Source organism: Aeromonas caviae (genome assembly GCF_000819785.1).
Taxonomy (GTDB): domain Bacteria; phylum Pseudomonadota; class Gammaproteobacteria; order Enterobacterales; family Aeromonadaceae; genus Aeromonas; species Aeromonas caviae.
The window spans coordinates 1-23663 of the sequence record NZ_CDBK01000085.1; the positions used below are offsets into that span (position 1 = coordinate 1).

At 62.8% G+C, this 23663-nt stretch carries 23 protein-coding genes; 14 read left to right on the forward strand and 9 right to left on the reverse strand.

The window, feature by feature from the left end; translation table 11 throughout:
• Positions 1-109: 109 nt before the first annotated feature.
• Together BN1120_RS13690 and BN1120_RS13695 are read right to left on the reverse strand one after the other, a co-directional pair.
• Complete coding sequence (locus BN1120_RS13690; RefSeq protein ID WP_042016517.1) at positions 110-574, reverse strand: hypothetical protein; 465 nt, start codon at positions 572-574, stop codon at positions 110-112.
• A 29-nt stretch (positions 575-603) separates the two neighbouring features.
• Positions 604-1977: an aminotransferase-like domain-containing protein gene (locus tag BN1120_RS13695; RefSeq protein WP_042016518.1), complete on the reverse strand. Its 1374-nt coding sequence runs from the start codon at positions 1975-1977 to the stop codon at positions 604-606.
• A gap of 116 nt (positions 1978-2093) precedes the next feature.
• Here BN1120_RS13695 and BN1120_RS13700 point away from each other — a divergent pair, with 116 nt between their 5' ends.
• The 5 genes from BN1120_RS13700 (at position 2094) to BN1120_RS21355 (ending at position 7170) form a co-directional block, all read left to right on the forward strand.
• Positions 2094-2690 (forward strand): LysE family translocator, encoded by a 597-nt coding sequence (locus BN1120_RS13700; RefSeq protein ID WP_039039402.1) that lies wholly within the window; start codon positions 2094-2096, stop codon positions 2688-2690.
• A gap of 102 nt (positions 2691-2792) precedes the next feature.
• Complete coding sequence (locus BN1120_RS13705; RefSeq protein ID WP_010672906.1) at positions 2793-3383, forward strand: LysE family translocator; 591 nt, start codon at positions 2793-2795, stop codon at positions 3381-3383.
• Positions 3384-3518: 135 nt separating this feature from the next.
• On the forward strand, positions 3519-4211 hold the full coding sequence (locus BN1120_RS13710) for an aspartate/glutamate racemase family protein (RefSeq protein WP_042016519.1): 693 nt from the start codon (positions 3519-3521) through the stop codon (positions 4209-4211).
• A 227-nt stretch (positions 4212-4438) separates the two neighbouring features.
• Positions 4439-5653 carry an aldose 1-epimerase family protein gene (locus tag BN1120_RS13715; protein WP_010672908.1) on the forward strand — a complete coding sequence of 405 codons (1215 nt, stop codon included), beginning with the start codon at positions 4439-4441 and terminating at the stop codon, positions 5651-5653.
• A gap of 641 nt (positions 5654-6294) precedes the next feature.
• Positions 6295-7170: a hypothetical protein gene (locus BN1120_RS21355; RefSeq protein ID WP_145983765.1), complete on the forward strand. Its 876-nt coding sequence runs from the start codon at positions 6295-6297 to the stop codon at positions 7168-7170.
• Positions 7171-7229: 59 nt separating this feature from the next.
• Here the strand turns inward: BN1120_RS21355 and BN1120_RS13720 are convergent, their stop codons facing one another.
• Positions 7230-9020 (reverse strand): AMP-dependent synthetase/ligase, encoded by a 1791-nt coding sequence (locus BN1120_RS13720; RefSeq protein ID WP_042016520.1) that lies wholly within the window; start codon positions 9018-9020, stop codon positions 7230-7232.
• A gap of 180 nt (positions 9021-9200) precedes the next feature.
• Between BN1120_RS13720 and BN1120_RS13725 the strand changes: the two genes are divergently transcribed.
• Entirely contained in the window at positions 9201-9743 is a 543-nt protein-coding gene (locus BN1120_RS13725) for a thioredoxin domain-containing protein (RefSeq protein ID WP_042016521.1), read from the forward strand.
• A 73-nt stretch (positions 9744-9816) separates the two neighbouring features.
• Here BN1120_RS13725 and rimI read toward each other — a convergent pair whose 3' ends face one another.
• Both rimI and BN1120_RS13735 read right to left on the reverse strand, forming a co-directional pair.
• Positions 9817-10266, reverse strand: a complete 450-nt coding sequence (gene rimI, locus BN1120_RS13730) for a ribosomal protein S18-alanine N-acetyltransferase (RefSeq protein WP_029313700.1) — start codon at positions 10264-10266, stop codon at positions 9817-9819.
• 74 nt (positions 10267-10340) lie between these two features.
• Complete coding sequence (locus BN1120_RS13735) at positions 10341-10778, reverse strand: DNA polymerase III subunit psi (protein WP_042016522.1); 438 nt, start codon at positions 10776-10778, stop codon at positions 10341-10343.
• 215 nt (positions 10779-10993) lie between these two features.
• Here BN1120_RS13735 and BN1120_RS13740 point away from each other — a divergent pair, with 215 nt between their 5' ends.
• Both BN1120_RS13740 and viaA read left to right on the forward strand, forming a co-directional pair.
• Positions 10994-12607: an ATPase RavA domain-containing protein gene (locus BN1120_RS13740; RefSeq protein ID WP_042016523.1), complete on the forward strand. Its 1614-nt coding sequence runs from the start codon at positions 10994-10996 to the stop codon at positions 12605-12607.
• A 95-nt stretch (positions 12608-12702) separates the two neighbouring features.
• The gene (gene viaA / locus BN1120_RS13745; protein WP_029313704.1) at positions 12703-14157 is read left to right on the forward strand and encodes an ATPase RavA stimulator ViaA; all 1455 of its coding nucleotides are present in this window, start codon (positions 12703-12705) and stop codon (positions 14155-14157) included.
• Between the two features lie 12 nt (positions 14158-14169).
• Here viaA and BN1120_RS13750 read toward each other — a convergent pair whose 3' ends face one another.
• Entirely contained in the window at positions 14170-15174 is a 1005-nt protein-coding gene (locus tag BN1120_RS13750) for a sensor domain-containing diguanylate cyclase (RefSeq protein WP_042016524.1), read from the reverse strand.
• Positions 15175-15369: 195 nt separating this feature from the next.
• Between BN1120_RS13750 and BN1120_RS13755 the strand changes: the two genes are divergently transcribed.
• The 5 genes from BN1120_RS13755 (at position 15370) to BN1120_RS21760 (ending at position 20101) form a co-directional block, all read left to right on the forward strand.
• Entirely contained in the window at positions 15370-17238 is a 1869-nt protein-coding gene (locus BN1120_RS13755; protein WP_042016525.1) for a diguanylate cyclase, read from the forward strand.
• A 244-nt stretch (positions 17239-17482) separates the two neighbouring features.
• Positions 17483-19072 carry a peptide chain release factor 3 gene (gene prfC, locus BN1120_RS13760; RefSeq protein ID WP_089503670.1) on the forward strand — a complete coding sequence of 530 codons (1590 nt, stop codon included), beginning with the start codon at positions 17483-17485 and terminating at the stop codon, positions 19070-19072.
• A gap of 167 nt (positions 19073-19239) precedes the next feature.
• Complete coding sequence (locus tag BN1120_RS13765) at positions 19240-19578, forward strand: nuclear transport factor 2 family protein (RefSeq protein WP_010672918.1); 339 nt, start codon at positions 19240-19242, stop codon at positions 19576-19578.
• Positions 19579-19651: 73 nt separating this feature from the next.
• The gene (locus tag BN1120_RS21755; protein WP_231959399.1) at positions 19652-19849 is read left to right on the forward strand and encodes a hypothetical protein; all 198 of its coding nucleotides are present in this window, start codon (positions 19652-19654) and stop codon (positions 19847-19849) included.
• A 21-nt stretch (positions 19850-19870) separates the two neighbouring features.
• The gene (locus BN1120_RS21760) at positions 19871-20101 is read left to right on the forward strand and encodes a GNAT family N-acetyltransferase (protein ID WP_268877499.1); all 231 of its coding nucleotides are present in this window, start codon (positions 19871-19873) and stop codon (positions 20099-20101) included.
• 180 nt (positions 20102-20281) lie between these two features.
• On the opposite strand, the gene BN1120_RS21920 is transcribed toward BN1120_RS21760, so the two are convergent.
• From BN1120_RS21920 to BN1120_RS13785, 3 genes are all read right to left on the reverse strand, one after another.
• The gene (locus tag BN1120_RS21920; RefSeq protein WP_010672920.1) at positions 20282-20743 is read right to left on the reverse strand and encodes an acyltransferase; all 462 of its coding nucleotides are present in this window, start codon (positions 20741-20743) and stop codon (positions 20282-20284) included.
• Positions 20740-21666 carry a MarR family transcriptional regulator gene (locus BN1120_RS20885; protein ID WP_042016526.1) on the reverse strand — a complete coding sequence of 309 codons (927 nt, stop codon included), beginning with the start codon at positions 21664-21666 and terminating at the stop codon, positions 20740-20742. Before BN1120_RS20885 ends, BN1120_RS21920 begins: the two co-directional genes overlap by 4 nt.
• Before the next feature lie 192 nt (positions 21667-21858).
• A complete protein-coding gene (locus BN1120_RS13785; protein ID WP_039039415.1) occupies positions 21859-22896 on the reverse strand; it encodes an alkene reductase in 1038 nt (345 codons plus the stop codon).
• Between the two features lie 167 nt (positions 22897-23063).
• On the opposite strand from BN1120_RS13785, the gene BN1120_RS13790 reads away from it, so the two are divergent.
• Entirely contained in the window at positions 23064-23630 is a 567-nt protein-coding gene (locus BN1120_RS13790; RefSeq protein ID WP_010672924.1) for a TetR/AcrR family transcriptional regulator, read from the forward strand.
• Positions 23631-23663: the final 33 nt, after the last annotated feature.

Below are 23663 nucleotides of genomic sequence, written 5' to 3' on the forward strand. Positions count from 1 at the left end.
GGTTGGATTCAAAGTTAGCCTCCACTCTCCCGCGAGAGCCAGAGGGGGTCAATACCCCACCTGGGTCAGGGATGGCTCAGTGCCGGCCTTGGGCGGGGCAAAGAAAGCGTCACTGAAGGCCGGGCCCCCTGGCCGAGAAGGGGCAGTCCCGCTGGGGGACACGCAGCTCCCCGGCGCCCGCCTCTCCCTGCCAGGCGAGCTCGAGCTGGCCCAGGCGCCCGAGGTGGCGCAGCTCGAACTCGTAGCGCAGGCAGGGGTTGTCGGTGGGCAGCTGTGTCATCCCGGCGGGCAGCCGGTAGTCGTAGCGCAGCAGAGGGCCATCTTGCAGCCGGCTTTGCACGGGCACCAGCCCCTCCGCCGTCGGTGCGGGGGCCTTGAGATAGCGGCGCAGCGCCACCGGGGCGTCGATGGCTTTTTGATAGTGAAGGCCGTTCATGGCTGCCAACTCCTCCTCCAGCCGCGTCAGCTCCCCCTCCAGTCCGCTCAGGGCGGCGCCAAGCTGTTGATGGGCCGGGGAGGCGCAGCCTCCCAGCAGCAGGGTCGCGATGAGCAGGGCGGGACGGACGGCGGACATGAAGGTTCCTCGGGTGCCAGGGTCAATGACTATAGCAGGGGATTGGTGGGCGGCGTGCCCCTCAGCAGCCCGGCGAGGCGCTCCAGCCCTTCGGCGACGCGGGCGTCTGTGGCGGGCTGGCTCAGGCTGAGGCGTACTCCCTGCGGGGCGGCAAACTGGCCGGCGGCGAAGTGTTCTCCGCTGGCGACCCCCACGTCAAGGGCGTTGGCGGCCTCCGCAAACTCCTGGCTGCGCCAGGGCTCGGGCAGCGGCAGCCAGGCGTGCATGGACCCCGGCTGCCAGCGCGCTCCCGGCAGCAGGTGGCGCAGGAGCTCACCCCGGCGCGCCAGGATTTTTCGCTGGTGTTCGATGAGCGGCATGATCTGGCGCTGGCTCACCAGCTTGCAGGCCAGCTCGATGAGCAGCGGACTCACCATCCAGCTCGACAGCCGCATCGCCTGGGCGAAGCCGTTGCGAAGGGCGGGAGGGGACAACACGAAGCCGACCCGCAGGCCGCCGCAGGCGATCTTGGCGAGACTGCCGAGGTAGATGACCCGCTCCGGTGCCAGGTTGACCAGGGGAGGGAGCGCACTTTCGGGCAGCAGGCCGTTGACGTCATCCTCGACGATCAGCAGATCGTGGCGACGGGCGATGGCGACGATGGCGTCGCGCCGCGCCAGGCTCATGGTGGCCGTGGTGGGGTTTTGCAGGGTGGGGGTGAGGTAGAGCAGCTTGGCCCGGCGGGTACGGCACGCGGCATCCAGCGCCTCTGGCAGCAGTCCCTCCTCATCCATCGCCAGTCCCACCACCTGATTCTTGAGCTGGCGTGCATTGCCCAGCATGCCGGGGTAGCTCAGTCCCTCGCAAAACAGGGTCTCTCCCACGCAGCCGGTGGCCAGCAGGGCCAGCATGATGCCGTGCTGGGCACCATGGCTGAACAGCAGGCGATCTTCGCTCGCCGTGATGCCCTGCTCGGCGAGCCAGTCGACGAACAGCTGGCGCTGTGCGGGGCGTCCCGCCTCCTTGTCATAACCGAGCAGGCCGTTGAGATCCCCCTGCGCCAGCTCGGTGAGCAGGGGCCGGATGATGGCGCCCCTGTCCAGCTGGACCGGGAGGTTCTGCCACAGCTCGATGCGCTGGCTGTCTTCATTGCGGATCACCCATTCGTTGGCGGGATCCGCCGCTCCCCTGACCCAGGTGCCGTGCCCGACCCGGGCCGCCAGCAGGCCCCGTCGCTCCGCCTCGGTGTAGGCGCGGGTGACGGTGCCCACGGTGACCCCCAGCTTGTCTGCCAGGGCCCTGTGGGTCGGCAGCCGGGTCTCGGGTGAGAGGATGCCGGTGGCGATGGCCTGCTCGATGGCCTTGACCAGTTTGAGGTAGAGGGGCCCCTCGAAAGGGGTGAGGTCGGGCGTCCAGATTGTCATGGTGACAATAAATCCGTTGATCCAAGATTGTCCGCAATATAGCGTGATTATCAGCCTGTACACAACCAACAAGCACACATTGTATCGGTACAATGTGGCGAAAAAGGAGTCTCCCCATGACCATCGAATGGTATGCCACCCTGTTTGGCTTCGCCCTGCTCACCTGCGGCACGCCCGGGCCGAACAACCTGATGTTGACGGCGTCCGGCGCCAACTTCGGCGTGCGGCGCACCCTGCCCCATCTTATCGGGGTGGCGGTGGGCCAGCCTGTGCTGCAACTGGTGCTGGCGCTCGGCTTCTATCCGCTGTTCGAGCGCTGGCCCCTGCTCAAGCTGAGCCTGCAGGTGCTGGGCAGCCTTTACCTGCTGTGGCTGGCGTGGCGCATCGCGGTGGCAGGCGCCCCCGGAGATCCCGCCAGCCGTGCCCGCCCCTTGACCCTGCTTGAAGGGCTGGGCTTCCAGTTCCTCAATCCCAAGGCGTGGATGATGGGGATCTCGGCCATCAGTCTGTTCAGCCTGCCGGGGAGCGACTACTGGCCGAGCATGTGGGGCATCATGAGTGTCTTCCCCATGGCGGGGTTCCCGGTCTGCTTCGCCTGGGTGATGTTTGGCCATCAGCTCAGCCGCTGGATCAACTCGGACAAGGGGTGGCGTCGTCTCAACGGCAGCCTGGGTGCCTTGACCGCCCTGTGTGTGGTGATGCTCTGGTATTAACAGCACCTTGATTATTCATGCAAAGAAAATGCATTGCTGACCTTGTCGTCAGGGCGTCGGCTCTGCATATTAGGAGGCTTGCCGTATCTGAACGAGGTTGAGATGGATCTGAACTGGTTGCTCCCCCTGGCGGGCTTTGCCCTTATCACCTGTGGCACGCCGGGCCCCAACAACATGCTGCTCACCAGTGCCGGGGCCGCCCAGGGGTTTCGCCGCTCCGTGCCTCTGCTGGTGGGGGTGGTGGGGGGCATCAACCTGATGATCCTGGCCACGGCCCTGGGGCTTGGGGTGGTGTTCGAGCGTCTGCCCCTGCTGCACGACGGCCTCAAGCTGGTGGGGTCGGCCTACCTGCTCTGGCTGGCCTGGAAGGTGGCCAACGCCAGTGGCCCGGCGGAGGGGAACCGGCCGCTCATCCCGGCCCATCAGGGGGCCATGCTGCAACTGCTCAATCCCAAGGCCTGGATGATGGCGCTCTCCGCCATCAGCGGCTTCACCCTGGCGGGGGAGGCTTACTGGCCGTCCGCGGGCTGGGTGCTCGGCATTTTCTTCGTGACCGGCCTCTATACCGGTGCCTTCTGGGTGCTGTTCGGTGCCCAGGTGCGCCGCCTCATCCGCACCGCCACCGGCTGGCGTCGTTTCAATCTGGGCATGGGGCTCGCCACGGCGGCCTGCGTGCTGATGATCTGGGTTTAGGTCTCGGCCTGAGCCTTTACCGGCTGTCTTGTTGGCCCTTCGGGGCCTTTTTTATTGCCGGGGCGGTGCGATCAAACGCGCCCCCTGAGGGATTGCAGCATTGGTTTGCACCATCGGGTGACATAAGGAGATCCCATGAAATGTATCGGTCTGCTGGGTGGCATGAGCTGGGAGTCCACCGTCAGCTATTACCAGGCCCTCAACCGGGAGGTACGCGAGCGGCTCGGCGGTCTGCACTCGGCGCGGGTGCTGCTGAGCAGCGTGGATTTTGCTGGGATAGAGCGGTTGCAGCACGCCGGTGACTGGCCCGCCACCGCCCGTCTGCTGGCGGCCGAGGCCAGGGCCATTCAGGCCGGTGGCGCCGATTTTCTGCTGATCGGGACCAACACCATGCACAAGGTGGCGCCGGAGATCGAGGCCGCCATCGACATTCCCCTGCTCCACATCGCCGATGCCACGGCCCATCGCCTCCAGGCCGACGGGGTGACCCGGGTGGGTTTGCTCGGCACCCGCTTCACCATGGAGCAGGATTTCTACAAGGGGCGGCTCCAGGAGCGCTTCGGGCTGGAGGTGCTGGTGCCTGATGACGCTGCACGGGAGCGGGTGCACCGCATCATCTATGACGAACTCTGCCTCGGCGACATTCGCGAGTCGTCTCAGGCCGAGTATCTGGCCATCATCGCCGATCTGGCACAGGCCGGTGCCCAGGCGGTGATCCTGGGTTGCACCGAGATCGCCCTGTTGGTGGGGGCGTGCCAGGCCGCCGTGCCCCTCTATGACACCACCGCCATCCACGCCGAAGCCGCGGTGACGCTGGCCCTTGCCTGATGTGGTGCGGGCGGGGTGAGGGGGCGCCCCTCTCGGCGCACCGCCTGTTTTTTCCTCCTTTCATAACTGTGAGTCAGCCTTCATTTCAGCAGGGCTGAAGCCGTTTTTATTGTCAATCGGCTCACATTTCCTCCGTTTGTCTCTTGAGTCCGGGGCGTCAGACGCCTAGTTTTCGATCACTGAAACGATTCAGCTTTCACAAAAACAAGAGACACGAGGATAAATCCATGTTGAAGAAACTCTCCATTGCCGTGCTGCTCGCCCTGGGCGCCACCGCGGGTCACGCCGCCGAATTTCTGCTGACCGACTCCCAGCAAGGGCTGGATGTGGGGGACTGGAAGATCACCAGCGAGAAGCTCGGCATCAAGAGTCCGGTTCCCTTCACCATCGAGAAGAAACGCCTGCACGGCGGCCGCCAGGAAGGGGTGGATCTGCTCATCGTCGACAACGGCGTCATGAAGATCACCCTGGTGCCGACCCGCGGCATGGGGATCAAGGAGGTCAAGGCGGCGGATCTGCGCCTCGGCTGGGATTCACCGGTCAAGGAGGTGGTCAACCCCGCCTTCATCGATCTCGAGAGCCGTGGCGGTCTCGGCTGGCTCGACGGCTTCAACGAGATGCTGGTGCGCTGCGGCTACGAGTGGACGGGTCATCCTGGGGTGGATGACGACGGCCGCCTCAAGAGCCTCCATGGCCGGGTGCAGAACATTCCCGCCTCCGTGGTCAGCGTGACCGTGGACGACGAGCCGCCCTATGCCATCCACGTGCTGGGCCGGGTGGACGAGCGCACCTTCAAGATGAGCGAACTGGTCACCTGGACCCAGCTGAGCGTGGTGCCCGGTCAGGCGGAGTTTGCCCTGCAGGACAAGCTGACCAACCACGCGGATTACGAGAACGAGTACCAGATCATCTATCACGGCAACTTCGGGGCCCCCATTCTGGAGGAGGGAGCCAGGGTGAGCACGCCGGTGAAGCAGATCTCCCCGTTCAATGACTACGCCAAGGCCGGACTCAAGGGCTGGCAAACCTATCTGGGGCCCACCAAGGGCTTCGACGAGATGGTGTTCAACCTGGTGCCCTACAGCGACGCCGACGGCAATACCCTGGCAGTGCTGAACAACCGGGCCGGCAACGCCGGAGTGGCGGTGGGCTACAACACCCGACAGCTGCCGGTGCTGACCCTGTGGAAGAACACCGACACCCGGGCCCAGGGCTATGTGACCGGCATCGAACCCGGTACCAGCTATGCCTACAGCACCAAGTACCAGCGCCCGCTCGGGCTGGTCCCCAAGATCCAGCCGGGGGAGACCAAGACCTTCGATCTGACCTATCGCCTGCTGCAAAATGCCGACGAGGTGAAGCAGGCCCTGGCCCAGGTGGAGAAGATCCAGGGCGGTCGGGCCACCGAGCTGCGCGAGCAACCCCTGGTCAAGCTGCCATAAGGGAGAGACGCCCAGCAAAAAGCCGCTCCATGAGCGGCTTTTCTATTCCCAGCGACATATCCTTATTATCGGATAGCTCCTTTATTTTATAGTTCTAAAGTTAATTGTAATAAATAAATTGGGTACAGTTATTTGCTGGCTACTATATTTCCATAGCTTACTGTGTTACGGGCTTGTAAATGGGGTTGGCGTGTTAAAGTATAATCATATATAAATAATACTCTCGACGGCGGACTGAGATAACTGTGACTAGAACGCACCAGCAGAGCAGGTCAGTGGATTCTTTTGAGCTGGTGTTGTTATGAAAGTCCCTGAGAGGTCTGATTAAACTGTATGTAATGGTGGACGAGTAGATTGATATCAGCAATATTTATATTTAGAACTATACATTGAAAGGCACGATAGATACTTTATGTGACGAAATGAGCTACAAGGAGTTATCTGAAAATATTTAAGGTATGATATTGACGGATTATTACTGAAATCATTAGTAATAAAATCCAGTTTTTTGTAATTCAAGAATAGTTTTTCCTAAGTTCTGAAAATGCTTTACCTGTCAAAATCAAGTATCCATATGGGCCTTTTTTTGTGCGTTGATAACATATACTTCCCATTTCACAATGAAATGGAAGATATGTTGTATGAAATTGTTCATGTTAGCTTTGTTAGTTCCGATAGGGGTTTCCGCTATTGAACAAAATTACCGAATGACAAAAGATGCTTGGGTTGATGGAAATATAGACAAGGAGACTGCATCATCAACAACGGTAATTGTGAATGTAAATGGTGACATCATCACTCCCGGAAGTAGTGGCGATAATATAACTGGTAGTTTCGTTGAGAATAGAAAAATAATACAACTGAAGCAAGACATAAATCAAAACAAAACTTATTATCTTGGCAAGGTAATATCAGACCGGCAGTATCAAGGTACTTGGTATGATATTAATGGTAATGGTGGTGACTTCCACATCGAGTGGGGTGATGAAGAAAGACCTGATTGCCGTTTGGCAACAGAAACCGGCTGGTATCACGGTTTATACTGTAATGTAGATATTGATGGTGGGGGCTGGAGATTAGTTGCAGTTAGATATAATAAAGAGACTCATGTTCCTGTTGAACAATTGACTGAGTTAAATAGCAACCAGTATCTGAATCCAGGTGCATGGGGGCAATTGAAGGATGAATCAACGGAGATACTATTTTTACAACCCGACACAGAGATATGGGGGGTTATGAATATATCACAAGCGAGTAATCCAAAATTATGCTCACCATTGAATGAGAATTTAAGTAAAAAGGTTTTAGTCCATGCTGAAAAAGAAGGGTGCTCACTCGAAAACTTAGACTATACCGTAGTCGGCCATCCTGGTAGTTTGGATTATCAAGGTAACTTCTATCGGTATAAAAAAGGTGTTTGGACTGCTAATTATCCAGACTTATGGATTAGAACAAATTGGCCACAGCAGCAAGATGTCTCATATGGTAGTAGCCAACTAATGGTCTTTGTAAGATAAATAAAGGCCACCTCAGGGTGGCCATTATTTATCTGGTGCATGTCAAGCAATACAATTTCTTAAACATGGCTGTACATGGCTTCTATCTCGCGCTGGTACTTGGCCTCGATGATCTTGCGGCGCAGCTTCATGGTGGGGGTGATCTCCCCGAGCTCCATGGAGAAGGCGCTCGGCAGCAGGGTGAACTTCTTCACCTGCTCGAACTTGGCCAGCTCTTTTTGCAGATCGGCGATGCGGGCTTCGAAGAACTCCATCACCCGGGAGTGGCGCAGCAGCTCGGTCTTGCACTGGTACTGCAGGTTGATGGAGCGGGCATACTCCTCCAGGGACTCGAAGCAGGGCACGATGAGCGCCGACACGAAGTGGCGGGCATCGGCGACGATGGCAATCTGCTCGATGAAGCGATCCTTGCCGAGGGTCCCCTCGACCAGTTGCGGCGCCACGTACTTGCCGTTGGAGGTCTTCATCAGCTCCTTCAAGCGCTCGGTGAAGTAGATGTTGCCCTCGTCATCCAGCTCGCCTGCATCGCCGGTGCGCAGGAAGCCATCCTCGGTCATCACCTCGGCGGTGGCCTCCGGCTTGTTGTAGTAGCCACGCATCACGGTGGGGGCGCGCACCAGCAGTTCGTTGTTCTCGCCGAGTTTCACCTCGATGCCGTTTAGCGCCGTGCCGATGGAGCCCAGCCTGAACTGGGTGTCTTCATAGCAGCAGACGGTGGCGGTGGTCTCGGTCATGCCGTAGCCGTACTTGAGGTTGAGCCCCATGGCCTGGAAGAAGAGATTCACCTCGTCCGCGAGACGGGCGCCCGCCACCGGCAGGAAGCGGGTGCGACCGCCGAAACGGGCGCGCAGCTTGCGAAACACCAGGCGCTCGGCAAGCCAGAGCTGGCCATAGAGCAGGGGAGAGGCGGACTTGCCCGCCTGACGGGTGGCGACCATCTGTTTGCCCACCCGGGTGGCCCAGCCGAACAGGGCGCGGCGCAGGCGCGGAGCCTGGGCGACCTTGGCCTGGATCATGGCGTAGGCCTTCTCGTAGAGGCGGGGCACGGCGCACATCACGGTGGGCTTCACCTCGCCGATGACATCCATCACCTTCTGCGGGTCGCGAATGTAGACGTTCTCGGCGCCGCAATAGAGCACGTAGTAGCTCCAGGCGCGCTCGAACACATGGCTCAGCGGCAGCATGCAGAGGGAGACATCCTGCTCGCTGAGGTCGAGGCGAGCGTCATGCATCTCGAAGCAGGCGGCGATGTTGGCGAAATCGAGCATGACCCCCTTGGGTTCGCCCGTGGTGCCCGAGGTGTAGATGAGGGTCAGCAGGTCGTCCATGCGGTAGTGGCGCTCGCGCTCGCGCAGCACCTGCTCGCTGGGTTGGTGGTTGCCGGAGACGAGGAAGGTCTGGAAGTGGCTGGCCGAGGCGCAGCCGCGCAGATCGACGGTGCCGTCCAGGGCGACGATGTGGCTTATCTCGCCGCTGTCGATGAGGTGCAGCGCCTGATCGAACTGGGGCTGCTCCCCCACGAACAGCATCCTGATGCCGGCATCCTTGACGATGTAGCGCAGCTGATCGAGGGTGTTGGTGGGGTAGATGGGCACGCTGACGCCACGGGCGGCCAGGATGCCGAGGTCGGCCTGGGTCCACTCGGGCATGTTGCGGGCATAGATGCCGACCATCTCGCCGGACTGGTGGCCCGCCCGGATCAGGCCTTGGGCGCAATAATCCATGGCCTGACCCAGGGTTCGCCAGCCGATGGCGCGCCACTGGCCATCCTGCTGGACGCGCAGGGCGGCCTTGTTGCCAAGGCGGGCAATACGCTCACGCATCACTCTAACCAGATGAAACTGCGACATCTCACGCATCCTCAAGTAACAGTTGTGCGCCCGCAGGGGCACCAAAATCGGGGCTGGAGTTTAAACTCTAACATTACAGCTTACAAGTGTGCGCCATTTGTCCTGGATCACAAAGTCGTCAACCAGATGAGAGTGAGGCATGATAGGGGCAGGGATCGGATTCATTCAGGGAGTTGCACCATGAATATCGGGATCAAGAGCCTGTTCACCGGCGTGTTGCTGCTGTTGGCGGGGGCAGGCGCCCTCTGGTATCTGCTGGGGGGCGCGGGGGAGCAGGATAATCCCTGGCTGAGCGGCGCCGAGGGCTATGAGCAGGCGCAGCGGCTGGCGCTGAGGGAAGGATACCCCTTGCTCTACGTGATCGAGCGCGCCAAGTGCCGACGCTGCAAGGCGCTGAATACCAGGCTGTGGCGTGCCCCCGAGATGCAATCCGCCCTGGCGGGGCTGGTGAAGGTGCGACTCAACCCGGATGCGGGGGATGGCAGCGAGCACATTCTGCGCCGCTTCCCCCAGGTTGCGACGGCCCCTGGCATCTATGTCCAGCGACCGGGTGAGCCGCTTCGCCCCATCAAGATCGCGGTGGATATCGAACAGATCTGGATGCCCGGTGTCACCTATGGTCGCGGCTTCTTCATGCCCCTCTCGGGAGCCGCCTTCGAGGCCGTGCTGAGGGTGACCCTGAGCCTGGAAGACCCCTCCATCGACAACGCGCCCCTGCCCTGAGGGGGAAGCGAAGCGGGGGAGTCAGGGAGGTCAGAGAGGGTGTTGCCCGCTGACGGCGGTCTGCAGCGGGTTGTCAGCCGAAGTCGAACAGACGGGACATCAGCACGGCATCCTCCCTCTCCTGCCCGGTGCCATAGTAGTCGGCGCGGCGGCAATACTCGGCAAACCCCTCGCTCTCGTAGAGGTTGATGGCGGTGCGGTTGCCGGCCCTGACCTCCAGGAACCAGGCCTCGGCCTTGCCGGCCTTGCTGCGGGCCAGGTACTCCCTGAGCAGCGCCCGCCCCAGCCCCTTGCCCTGAAAGTCGGGGTGTACGCAGATGTTCATCAGGGAGCTGTCTCCCGCCACCAGATCCGAGATGTAGAAACCGGCCGGTCGTCCGTCCACCAGCATCAGGCCGTTGAGATAGCGCGGCCCGAAGCAGGAGAGAAGGTTGGCCTGGCTCCAGGGCTCCTGGTGGGCGGCCTGCTCGATGGGGTAGATGGCTTCGAAGTCCGATTCGAGCAGGGGGCGAAAATGGGGCAAGAGGTCAGACATGGTCACTCCGGACGGGATTCAGACTTGCGATGGACACCATGGCCGTGCCATGGTCGTGAGCATCAAGGGGTGTGGCGCTGCCGACACTGCTGCCAGAGGGCGCGCTTGTGCGCCCCATCGGGCTTGAGCGGGCAGACCAGGGCATCGGGCCAGCGAGGGTCCGGCGCCGTCAGCCAGAGCAGGGGCGAAGTGGCCCCTGCTGGCAGGGAAGGCATCTCGGACAGCAGGGAGACCTCGTCTGTGCCAAGGCCGAGCCAGCGGCAGATGTCCCCGAGCAGGGAGGGCGCGGGCAGCGTCTCTGCCAGCAGCCAGAGCTTGCCGGTCGGCAGAGGGGCAGTCTCCTGCGGGGCCAGCGCCTCGTCGGCGGGCGTGTTTGCCGGCTGCGCGGCGCCGTCGGGGCTGGTGCCTCCCGCCAGGAGTCGGCCTCTTTGTTGCCAGAGGGGGATGCCCATGCGGGCCAGGATGCGCTGGCGCAGCGGGTCCAGCAGGGGATCTTGCATGGCGAAGGCTCACTCTTGATCTGCGTTGGGGTAAATAATGATGCGCAGAGTACACTCTCGCGGGATTTGCTGCACCCCGGACGTGCGCTTTTCGCCCTGTGGCGATGGCAAACGAGCGCCCCCCGGGGGCAGAGATGACAGACAATGAGAGTGGGGCGGGGCCAGAGGCCGGACCCCGTCACCACGGATGACCTATCAGCTTCGGAACTGTGCCTATGCCGCCTTTAGCCCAGAATACTGTTCGTGCCACCCCCATTCATGAGCGCCTGCCACGGCTCCTTTCCGCCCTTGGTGAGGGACTGTATGAGCGCCAGGATGCCCTGCGGCTCGGCCTGCTGGCGGCCCTGAGTGGCGAGAGCGTCTTTCTGCTGGGCCCCCCGGGCATCGCCAAGAGCCTGATCGCGCGGCGCCTCAAACTGGCGTTTCAGGATGCCCGCCATTTCGAATACCTGATGACCCGTTTCAGTACGCCGGAGGAGGTGTTCGGCCCCCTCTCCATCCAGGCGCTCAAGGAGGATGGCAAGTACCTGCGGCTGACCAGCGGCTACCTGCCGGAGGCCGAGGTGGTCTTCCTTGACGAGATCTGGAAGGCGGGCCCCGCCATCCTCAACACCCTGCTCACCGCCATCAACGAGCGGCAGTTTCGCAACGGCGACAGCCAGCACCCCATTCCCATGCGGCTGCTGGTCACCGCCTCGAACGAGCTGCCGGCCCCGGACAGCGGGCTGGAGGCGCTCTACGACCGCATGCTGGTGCGGGTCTGGATGGACAGGGTGCAGGAGAAATCCAACTTCCAGGCCATGCTGGCGAGCGATGGCCAGTCCCATCAGGACCTGACCCCCTCGGTGCAGATTCGGGGGGAGGAGTACGACGCCTGGCAGGATGCCATCGAGCAGGTGCGCCTGCCGGACGCCTGTTTCGAACTCATCTACCAGCTGCGCCAGCAGCTCGACAGCCAGCTCGGGCACGGCTGCTATGTCTCGGATCGGCGCTGGAAGAAGGCGGTGCGGCTCATCAAGGCGAGCGCCTTCTTCAATGGCCGAGACGAGGTGGCTCCCCTGGATCTGCTGCTGTTCAAGGATTGCCTCTGGCACGACGAGGCTTCCCGCACCGCGTTGCTGGAGATGATCGGCGAGTTTTCCCGCCTCTACGGCTACCAGCAACTGGCGCTGACCCGGGAGCTGCTCTCCTTGCGCGAGCAGTTCAAGCAGTTGCAGGGGGCGGTCGCCCTGCGCATCGGCTGCAAGGCGGTCAAGCGCAAGCAGTGGTTCGGCCGCCGCGCCCGCGGCACCGAACTGCCGCTGGCCAACGCCAGGCCGTTCGGCAAGCTGGTGCACTTCCAGCTGCTCACCCCGGCGCCCCTGGATGGCAGCGATCCCGAGCGCCTCACCGCCACCCTCACCTTCGATCGCACCCTGCTCTCTCACTGGCACCCCACCGGGGAGGCGCTGGTGGGTTGGCCCCTCGGCAACCCCAAGGAGGGGCACTACGAGCTGGTGCTGGACGAGCAGTTGCGGCTGCACGTGCTGGATATCCAGCGCCAGCCCGTGCCCCTGATGCTGGTGGAGCGCACCCCCATCCCCGAGGTGGTGATGGCCCCCTGGCTGTCGGCCCTGGACGACCTGACGGGCCAGGTGAACCGGGTGCTGCAAAACCTCAAGGGCCAGCGCAACCTGTTCGACCGTCACCAGCCCCATCTGTTCGTGGGGGACCACTGGCTGCGTCAGGTGGAGGACAGCTTCTTCGTGCTGAGCCGGGACCTGGAGCGGCTGGGGACCGAGCTGCAGCAGTGGCGGGATCGTCTGCCTCTTCTCGATGCACAGGGGTGACGTCGCGCCTGGCGTGGGATTGGTGAAATAAACAGGGTGAAAAACATGTTTAGTCAGCATGATATTCCATCACATCTCAACGCCCGGGGTGGCCCATGCTAGAGATCGGCATGATGGACCTGGGGCTGCTCATGGGGGAGGGGGAACTGGCGGGGGAGATGGCGCTGCTGCTTGCCTCCACCCCCAAGATCTCCGAGTTCCTCAAGCGCTCGCCCCTGCAGGGGAAGCTGCTCAGAAAGCGCATCCAGACCTGGAGCGAACAGCTTGGGGAGGAGATGCGCCACAAGCCGGTGCCGGTGGCCCTCGAGCGGGAATACCTGCTCTATCAGGCCCACCGGCAACTGCCCCTGCCGGAGCTGGTTGGGCGCCTGCCCGCCTTGCTGGAAGCTCTTGAGCAGCACAGCCCCTTCGCGGGGGATGCCCGCAGCCTGGTGCGCCAGATAGTGGCCCAGCCCACCGAGGGACTGCGCCAGCTCTTCATCGAGAAGTGGCGCGCCAGCCTGGTGGGCAGCCTGTTGCAGTTGCAGCAGCAGATAGCGGAGGCGGAGCGGGAGAAGCAGCGCCAGGAGATAGAGGATCAACTGCTGGCCAACCGGACCCTGGCCGATGCCCTGGATCCGCACCAGATCTCCGCCGGGGGGCTCTGGGATCTGGCCCAGGGGAGCTGGCACAAGCGCAGCCTGGCGCTGGTGAAGCAGTACGCCCGCATGTTGCAGCAGGAGCCTCTGCTCGCGGAGATCGCCGCCCTGCTTGGACGCAGCGAGCGGGAGCGGCGCAGCGAGGACAGGACGCTGCCGCCGGTGCCTGTGCACGAACTGGAGGAGGTGCAAAGTGACGATGTGCCCGACGATCTGGTGGGGGTGCACCCGGCCAGCGATCTGATGCGCCTCCTGCCGAGCGAGGCGGTGATGCTGGCGCTGCCGGAGCTGGAGCTGGAGTTCTATCGCCGTTATCTGGAGCGGCGCCTGCTGAGCTACCAGTCGCGGGGCACCTTGCCGCGCCAGCGTCTGATGCTGCGCTCCCCCGAGCAGGGAGGGCAGGAGGTGCAGCCGCGGGGCCCCTTCATCGTCTGCGTCGATACGTCAGGTTCCATGGGGGGCTATCCGGAGGAGTGTGCCAAGGCGCTGTTTCTCGCCCTGCTCAAGGGGGCGATGGAGGAGAAGCGGGGCTGCTATCTGATGCTCTTCTCCACCGAGGTGGCGACCCTGGAGATCACCGCCGACACCGGGCTTGAGAAGGCGGAGCGTTTTCTCTCCATGAGTTTTCACGGGGGGACCGATCTGGTGCCCTGCCTGGAGCAGGCCCTGACCCAGCTTGAACAACCCGCCTTTGCCAAGGCCGACGTGCTGGTCATCTCCGACTTCATCGCCCAGAACCTGCCCCACCCCCTGCTCGAGCGGATGAACCGGCGACGGGCGCAGCAGACACGCTTCCATGCGGTCGCCATGTCCCGTCACGCCAAGGCGGCCATTTTGCGGGTGTTCGACAACAGCTGGCTGCTCGATTGCGGCCTGCGTGGACGCCTGCTGCGGCGCTGGCAGCGCCATTGAGGGCTCTCAGGCTCAGAGAGTGGGCCTGTGGTAGAGGCCCCGTTCGTTGACCTGCTCCTGATCCAGCAGCGGCTGACCGCTTGGCTGGGCAATATAAAAACCCCGCTTGCCGCTGCGCTTGACCCTGTACATGGCCTGATCCGCCCGGGCCAGCGCCGCGCCGAAATCATCCTGGGGCCGGATGGCCGCAATCCCCATGCTCAGTCCCACCGAGGCGTCCCCGTTGGGCAGCTCGAAGGGGGTGGCGATGGCATCGATGCACTGGCGGGCGAGGTGGCTGGTGCGGGGATCGTCGCACGCCCAGGGCAGCAGCAGCACGAACTCGTCCCCGCCGATGCGTCCCAGCCGTACCTCCTCGCCGCAGCAGTGGCGAAGGCGCTGGGCGAGGGAGACCAGCAGTTCGTCACCTGCCCGGTGGCCCAGGTTGTCGTTCACCAGCTTGAAGTCATCGAGATCGATGAAACAGATGGCCTGGTACTCCCCGGGAAAGTGGCGGTGCAGCGCGGTGCGGTTGAACAGGCCGGTGAGGGGATCCCGGTGGGCAAGCTGGGCGAGCTGCTGCTCGTACTCCTTCTCGTGGGTGATGTCGATGTGGGTGCCCATCACCCGGACGGGGTTGCCCTGATCATCCCGCTCCACCACCCGGCCCCGGTCCAGCACCCAGGTGGTCTTGCCATCCTTGCCGATCATGCGGTGCATCGCCTGATAAAACGGGCTCTTGCCCTCCAGATGGTCGAAGAAGGCCAGTAGCACCTGCTCCCTGTCCTCCGGGTGAAGGTGGGCGCGCCAGACGTCGAAGTGGGCCGACAGCTCCTTGGGCTGGTAACCGAGCATGGAGCCCCAGCGCCGGTTGAAGATGATGAGTTTGCCGGTGGGCACATGGTTCTGCCAGATGCACAGGCCGGTGCCGTCCATGGCGGCGTCCAGCTTCTCCCGCGCGTCATCCGCGATGCGTTTGAGACGCTCGTTCTCCAGCAACAACCTGTCGTAAGCCTCCCTCAGCTCCTCGTAGGTCATTCCTCATCCCTTCCCCTGTTCGAAAGCATATATAGTCGATGCACTCTCTCCTTCTGTAAAGAAGGGGATAGGGGAGGCTCTCGTCCGATATGAGGCGTTTTCCCACCCTCTGACGGCTGTGCGCCCAGAGTCTGTGGGGATATGATGACAGCGATGAGCGCGGCGTCCGGCCGGTGAAGAGGAGAAAATGTCCGCATGAAGATCCTGATGGGATGTGGCCTGTTGCTGTGGCTGGGGGTTGCCCTGGCCCAGGCGGCGCCACTGGCCGGGCACGAGTTGCAGCTGGCGTTGCAGCAGCTGGAAGAGTCGGCGATGCCGGTGCAGGTGTTTCGCGAGCGCGTCGCCGCCCTGGTTGCCGGACAGGCACATTATCCGCCCGAGGTGCAGGGGCGTCTTGCCCGGCTGCAGTGCTGGGCCCAGCCGGGTGAACGGGACGAGGAGTTTCGCCGCGCGGTGGCGTTTGCCGAGCAGGGGCTGGCACAGGCCCGTGCCCGCAAGGACAGGGTCACCGAGGTGGGGTTGCTCGCCTGCCGCGGGTATCACCGGCAACTGCTCGGCAACATGGCCGGGGCCGGGGAGGATTACGACGCCGCCCTGACCCTGGCTCGCCGGCTCGGGGATGAGCGCCAGCGTGCCGACATCCTGAGCCTGCGGGGGGAGATGTACTCCTACCAGGGGGAGCTGGCGGAGGGGCTGATGGATCTCATCGATGCCCACCAGCGATACGAGGCGCTCGGGCTGGAGGCCAAGGGGCGCGAGGTGCTCGCCAATATTGCCAATGCCTATCGCAGGATGGGGCTCTATGAGCGTGCCGAGAGCTACTTCAACGAGCTGGAACACGACTACCGGCAGCTCGGGGTCGAGGAGTACCTGATGGACATTCACAGCCAGCAGGGGCTCCTCTACATCGACACCGAAGAGTACGACAAGGCGCTGCCCCTGATGGCGGAAGCGGAGCGTTACTATCTGGGGTCAAACCAGGAAGGGGTCCTGGCCTGGAGCCGGATCGAGCTGGCCACCATCCTGCAGAAACAGGGCAAGCCGGACCAGGCCATGACCAAGCTCGATCAGGCGGCAGCCTCCCTTCATCAGGGGGAGGGGGCGGACAGCGTCACCCTGGGCCACTGGCACCTCGTCATGGCCGAGGTCCTCGAGGCCCTGAACCGTCCCGGCGAGGCGCTGCGGCACCTGGACGAGGCCGAGCCCATCTTTACCCGGGAGCAGAACCTGCGCTTCCTCGCCCGGGTGCATGAGACCCGCGCCCGGGTGCTGGAGCGTCAGGGACATATCCAGTCGGCCCTCACCAGCCTCAAGACCTATGTCGAGACCCGCCAGGCCCTCGAGCTCAGATTGCGGGAACAGCGCTCCTTGCAGATGCGTTTCGAGTTCGATCTCGCCCGCAAGGAGCTGGAAAACCAGACCCTCAGGTCCCAGCAGCAGTTGCAGGCGGAGAAACTCAAGCAGTTGCAGGAGCGGCGCTACTGGCAATACCTGGTGGTGGCCCTGCTGCTGGTGGTGATGGGTACCCTGGTGGTGCATCAGCGCGGGCGCACCCGCAAGATGCAGCGCCTCGCCATGACGGACGAACTGACCGGCATCCACAACCGGCGCCAGATCCAGGCCAAGGGGCGCAAATGGTTCACCCAGGCGCGGGAGAAGGGCAACCCCCTGTGCGTGCTGCTGCTGGATGTGGATCACTTCAAGAAGGTGAACGACCAGCTGGGCCACCACGTGGGTGACAGTGTGCTCACCGCCGTGGCCCAGTGCATCGAGGAGCAGTTGCGCAGCCTCGACAGGGTGGGGCGCAACGGCGGCGAGGAGTTTCTGGTGCTGCTGCCGGATACCCTCCTGAACGAGGCCGTCGAGGTGGCGGAGCGGATCCGCCAAGCTGTCGCCCGTCTCGAGATTGAGGGGGTGCCTGCGGATCACCCCATCCGCATCAGCATCGGCTGCGCCCAGTACAAACCCGAGGATGACAACCTGGGCGAGCTGGTACGCCGGGCCGACGAGGCCATGTACGAGGCCAAGCTGGCGGGGCGCAACCGGGTGATGACGGCCCGGTGAGGCCGACTCCGGGCCCCCGTGATAGCGGGCTGGGTATTTTTCACTCGCGCGGGTATAATGCCGCGCAATTTTGCTTTGATCCGGGGCCAGACCCATGTAATGCAACGCGCTTCTCCTGTCTCCACCGGCGGTCACTGACCCACCCGCGTGGTGTCGTTGTCTGCATGGGCGCCCTGATTCCAAGGTGCTGTCCCGCATTTTTCCCACGGTGGCTCCAGGCCGCCGCTCAATAGAAGAACGTCGAATTATGTCAGCTGAATTTCTGAGTGAAGTCTCCAAGAGACGCACTTTTGCGATCATCTCGCACCCGGATGCGGGTAAAACCACCATCACCGAAAAGGTCCTGCTGTTCGGACAGGCCATTCAGCGCGCCGGTACCGTCAAGGGCCGTGGCTCGGGCCAGCACGCCAAATCCGACTGGATGGAGATGGAGAAGCAGCGCGGTATCTCCATCACCACTTCCGTGATGCAGTTCCCCTACGCCGACTGCCTGGTCAACCTGCTCGACACCCCGGGTCACGAGGACTTCTCCGAAGATACCTACCGTACCCTCACGGCGGTCGACTGCTGCCTGATGGTCATCGACGCCGCCAAGGGTGTTGAAGACCGGACCCGCAAGCTGATGGAAGTGACCCGTCTGCGGGATACCCCCATCCTCACCTTCATGAACAAGCTGGACCGCGAAGTGCGCGACCCGATGGAGGTGATGGACGAGGTGGAGCGCGAGCTCAACATCATGTGCGCCCCCATCACCTGGCCCATCGGCTGTGGCAAATCTTTCAAGGGTGTCTATCACCTCTACAAGGACGAGACCTACCTGTATCAGAGCGGTCAGGGCCACACCATCCAGGAGAAGCGGGTGGTCAAGGGGTTGAACAACCCCGAGCTGGATGCCGCCATCGGCGACGATCTGGCTGCCCAGCTGCGTGGCGAGCTGGAGCTGGTGCAGGGCGCCTCTCCCGAGTTCGATCACGATGCCTTCATCGCCGGCGAGATGACCCCGGTCTTCTTCGGGACCGCCCTTGGCAACTTCGGTGTCGACCACATGCTGGACGGCCTGACCGACTGGGCGCCAGCCCCCATGCCGCGCAAGGCCGAGAGCCGCGAAGTGGTAGCCACCGAGGAGAAGTTCTCCGGCTTCGTGTTCAAGATCCAGGCGAACATGGACCCGAAACACCGCGACCGTATCGCCTTTATGCGTATCGTGTCAGGTACTTACAGCAAGGGCATGAAGATGCGCCACGTGCGCATCGGCAAGGACGTGAACATCTCCGACGCCGTCACCTTCATGGCCGGTGACCGTGAACAGGCGGTCGAGGCCTGTGCCGGCGACATCATCGGTCTGCACAACCACGGCACCATCCAGATCGGCGACACCTTCACCCAGGGTGAAGATCTCAAGTTCACCGGCATCCCGAACTTCGCACCTGAACTGTTCCGCCGCATCCGCCTGCGTGACCCCCTCAAGCAGAAGCAACTGCTCAAGGGGCTGGTGCAGCTCTCCGAAGAGGGGGCGGTGCAGGTGTTCCGTCCGCTCATCAGCAATGATCTCATCGTCGGTGCGGTCGGTGTGCTGCAGTTCGACGTGGTGGTTTCTCGTCTGAAGAGCGAGTACAACGTCGAGGCCATCTACGAGGCGGTCAACGTCGCCACCGCCCGCTGGGTGGAAGGGACCGACGTCAAGAAGTTCGAGGAGTTCAAGCGCAAGAACGAGGTCAACCTGGCCCTCGATGGCGGTGACAACCTCACCTACATCGCGCCGACCATGGTCAACCTGCGCCTGGCCCAGGAGCGTCACCCGGACGTTCACTTCCGCCAGACCCGCGAACACTGATCACCCCGCCCGCGCCCAGCGGGTGGCTGATGACCAGAGAGACCCCGCTTCGGCGGGGTTTTTGTTATGGGGCGTTTCATTGGAAGGGGCGTAGATCCCCATCCGGGGCTTGATGAGTGAATAAAAATCAAGGATAAGTGATTTAAATTTCACTCATGGAGAGAGACATGTCCGTCACCCAACCCGTAGAGGCGCAGTTTGCCGCCTACAATGCTCACGACCTCGACGCCTTCGTGGCCTGCTTTGCCCCGGATTTCAAAGGCTATCGCATGCCGACCGAGACGCCGAGCACAGTCGGCAAGGGGGCGCTGCGGGCCTTCTATGCGGAGCACAGATTCAACAACCCGCTGCTCAAGGCCGAGCTGCTGTCACGCACCGTCTTGGGCAACAAGGTGTTTGATCACGAGCTAATCCACGGCCTCTCCCCCGAGCCCATCGAGAGCGTGGCGGTGTTCGAGGTGAAGGAGGGTCTTATCCAGACCGCCTGGTTCTATTTCCCCTCTTAAACCCGACACTGTATTTGCCATACGGCCCCATCCTATTGCACCGCTGTGCAGGGAAGGGTGACAAGGAGATGCCATGCAGATATTCCAGGCCACGTTGGCCCACATTGAAGAAACCAGCCGTCTGTTTGATGCCTATCGGCAGTTTTATGGGCAAGCGCCGGACAGAGATGAGGCAACCCGATTCATTGGGGAACGCCTTCTGGGGGCGGATTCAGTTATCTTTCTGGCACGCAACGAGGCGGGAGAGTGGGCAGGCTTTGTCCAGTTGTAGCCGGCATTCTCTTCCGTCGCGATGAAGAGGATGTGGTACCTCAATGATCTTTATGTCGTCGAGTCAGCTCGCCAGCAGGGTGTGGCAAGAGCGCTGCTGAAACGGGTGGCCAGCTTTGCCAGGGAGACAGATGCCCTGACCGTCAAACTGGCGACGGCTGTCTCCAATCAACCTGCAAAATTACTTTATGAATCAGAGGGGTATCAAAAGGTAATCGCCTTTGATCACTATACCCAGCGGGTTGGAGCCTGACAGGCGTTATGTGTCACTGTCCATGAGATGGATGGCAATCGCTCTTCTGGGGAGGCGCGGTGTCAGCCAGGGGCCGTGATACGGGGTAAACGGGCTCGCGGGGTATCGACAGATTGCCTGCCCGGCCCCCTTCTACCCTTGAGGGAGAAGGGGGGATGAGGGGGGAATTGGCGCTTCTGGCTAGAAAGTTCGCAGCAATCTGGCGGGGTTGCCGGCATAGGTGCCAGGGACAGTGATGTCCCGGGTCACCACTGCGCCGGCACCGATGACGGCTCCCTGGCATATCCGTACCGGCAAAATGGTGGCGTTTGAACCGATGGATACCCCATCCCCGATGTGGGTTCGGCCCCAACTGGCGGGATCCGGGTCGGGGGCGCCGCTTTGAAAGAGGTCATTGGCAAACATGACGCCGTGACCGATAAAACAGCGCTCACCTATGGTCACATGCTCACAGATAAAGCTGTGGGACTGGATGCGGGTTGCGCGCCCTATGGAGACGTTCGACTGTATCTCCACGAAGGGGCCGACAAAGACATCGTCAGCCAGGGTACAGCCGTAGAGATTGACAGGCTCAACCAGCTTCACCCTTTCACCGAAGCTGACATCTCGTATGCCGACAGAGAGTCGTTTTGGTTCACTCATCTCCCCTCCTTCCCGTCGAGCGCCAGCACCATGCAGATCTCGCAGGCGTCGTGGCCCGTGCAGCCAAGGGGCCCCGGCAGGTGTTCGAAGCCCAGGGATTCATAGAGGGCGGTGGCTTCCCGCAGCACGGCGGTGGTCTCCAGATAGCAGCGCTGGTAACCCAGGGCGCGAGCCTCGGCCAGCGCCTGCAACACCAGCCGCCGTCCCAGGCCCAGCCCTCGTAGGGCGGGCAGGAAGTACATCTTCTGCAGCTCGCACACATCCGCTGCCCCCGCCAGCGGCGCTATGCCGCCCCCGCCAAGAATGGCGCCGTCCGGTCCCTCAATCACCCAGTAGCGGCTGCGCTCCCCCTGATAGGTCTCGTGGAGAAAATCGAGGTTGGGATCCGCTACCCCGTACCCCTTGTCGGCGGTGAGGCCGTATTCGGCGGAGACGGCGCGCACCACGGCGGCGATCCAGGGATTGTCGGCCGGGGTGATGGGGCGGATGACGAACCCCTGCTGGCGGCGGGCGCGGGAGAGGGCGCTGCGATAGAGCCGCATGCCCTCCCAGATCTGCTCGCACTCGGCGGGGGAGAGCTGGGCCAGGGCCCCCGCCATGGTCTCGTCCATCTGCCGGTGCAGCTCCTCAAGCTGTGCCTTGCCCGGCTCGGTGAGGCTCGCCTCCTTGCTGCGCCCGTCCGAGGGGTGGGGTTGCCAGGCGATAAGCGCCCGCTCGGCGAGGCGGGCCAGGGGGCGGCTGGCGTTGGACTTGTCGATGCGAAGGCGCTCGGCAAGCTGCTGGTTGGTGGCGGGACCGTTCTCCAGCTCGATGAGCAGGTGGGCCTCCAGGGGGCTCAGGGCCAGCGAGCCGCACTGCTGGGAGAGCATGCCGAGTTCGCGTACCAGTTCCCTCGACAGGGCGCGCAGGGGGCGGGGATCCATGGGGTTGTCTCCTTGTGATGGCATTTGGTTGTTATGCGCAACCAATACCATCTTTTGGTTGTTGATGACAACCATTTACGTGAAAAAGGGCGAAAGACAGGCAGAAAAAAGGGCCCGGGAGAGGGCCCAAACATTGGAAACCCGCGCGGGGGCGCGGATCCCATCCTTGGTCAGGCAAGGCGCCGGCGAGGGTTAGACCAGTTCCGCCAGCATGGTGTCGGCATAGGGGGTCAGCGCCTCTCCCTGCTTCACCTTGGCGAGGTAGTCCGGGTTGGCGATGAGGGGGCGACCGATGGCGACGAGGTCGAAGCGGTCCGCCTCGATGGCCTCGAGCGCGGTCTCGGCGCTGTAGTTGCCCACCCCCACCAGGTGGCCGTCGTAGCGGGCACGCAGGTAGTCGGAGGCGCGACCGTCCAGGTAGTCGAAGGTGAGGCTGTCATCGAAGATACCCAGGTGCAGATAGGCCAGAGTGCGCTGGTTCAGCTCGGCCAGCAGGTGGTCGAACACGGCGCGATCCCGGGCATCCCCTTCCAGGTGCACATAGGCGCCGGGGGAGAGACGAAGTCCGGTGCGATCCCCGCCGATGCGGGCGGCGATGGCATCCACTACCTCCAGCGCGAAGCGGCTCATGTTCTCGGGGCTGCCGCCGTAGTTGTCGGTGCGCAGGTTGCTGGCGTGGTGCAGGAACTGATCGATGAGGTAGCCGTTGGCACCGTGGATCTCCACCCCGTCAAAGCCCGCCTCGATGGCGTTGGCGGCAGCCTGGGCGTAATCCTCGACCAGCTGGGCGATTTCGCTCCCGGTCAGGGCGCGCGGCACCTGATAGACCAGCTCGCGCATGCGCGGCACCGTGCCCTCATGGGCGACGGCGGAGGGGGCCAGCACTTCGGCATGGTGGAAGAAGGGGTGGGAGAGACGACCCACGTGCCACAGCTGGGCGAAGATCTTGCCGCCGTTGGCATGCACGGCGCTGGTCACTTTCTTCCAGCCGGCGATCTGTTCGGCGCTGTAGAGCCCCGGGGTATTGGGGTAGCCCTGCCCGTCCGGACGGATGATGGTGGCTTCGGAGATGATGAGGCCGATGTCGGCGCGGCGGCCGTAGTAGGCGGCCATCTGTTCGGTGGGCACCAGACCCGGGCCCGCCATGCAGCGGGTGAGGGGGGCCATCATGAAACGGTTCGCGAGGGTGAGGGTGTCGTTGAGGCGATAGGGCTGAAACAGGGTATTCATGATCGTCTGTCCTGAGGGAGTGATTCTTGAACGGGCATTCAAGACGTTTTTTGGTTTGTGTGCAAGTATTTTTTGAGCAAGCATTCAACATGGATTGACGGGGGAGGCTGGGGTAAACTTGCCGCCCTGTTTTTTCCGTCCCGCGGGACCTTGCCACCGGAGACCCCATGCGCAGCGCCGAATACGATCGGGATGCCGTCTTGCGAAACGCCATGGAAGCCTTTCGCGCCAAAGGCTATGCCAAGACCACCATGCAGGAGCTGGTGGCCGCAACCGGCCTGCACCCGGGCAGCCTCTATGCCGCCTTTGGCAACAAGCGCGGCCTGCTGCTGGCGGCGGTCGATCACTATGTGGCAGAGAAGGGGGCCCTGCGCCGCCGCTGCCTGGCACAGCCCAGCCCGCTGGCGGGGCTGCACGCCTTCCTCGAGCAGGTGGTGGACGATGCCCTGCAGGGCTCCTGCCTGCTGACCCGCACCCTGATGGAGCTGGCGGAGCAGGACGAGGAGCTGCATCTTCGCTTCAAGGCCATCTACGGCGAGCTGGAACAGGATCTGGCCGGGCAGCTGGCCCTGGCAAAGGCGCAGGGAGAGCTGGCAAAAGAGGGGGACATCCCCACCCTGACCGCCTTCTTGCAGGTCCATATCCAGGGACTGGTCACCTTCGCCCAGTGCCACCCCGACCGCCCTCTGCTGGCCGGTGTCGTCGCCCGGATGATGAGCGCCCTGCGGGCGTGATGGCGAGGATGGAAACAACAAAGGCTCCCGCGG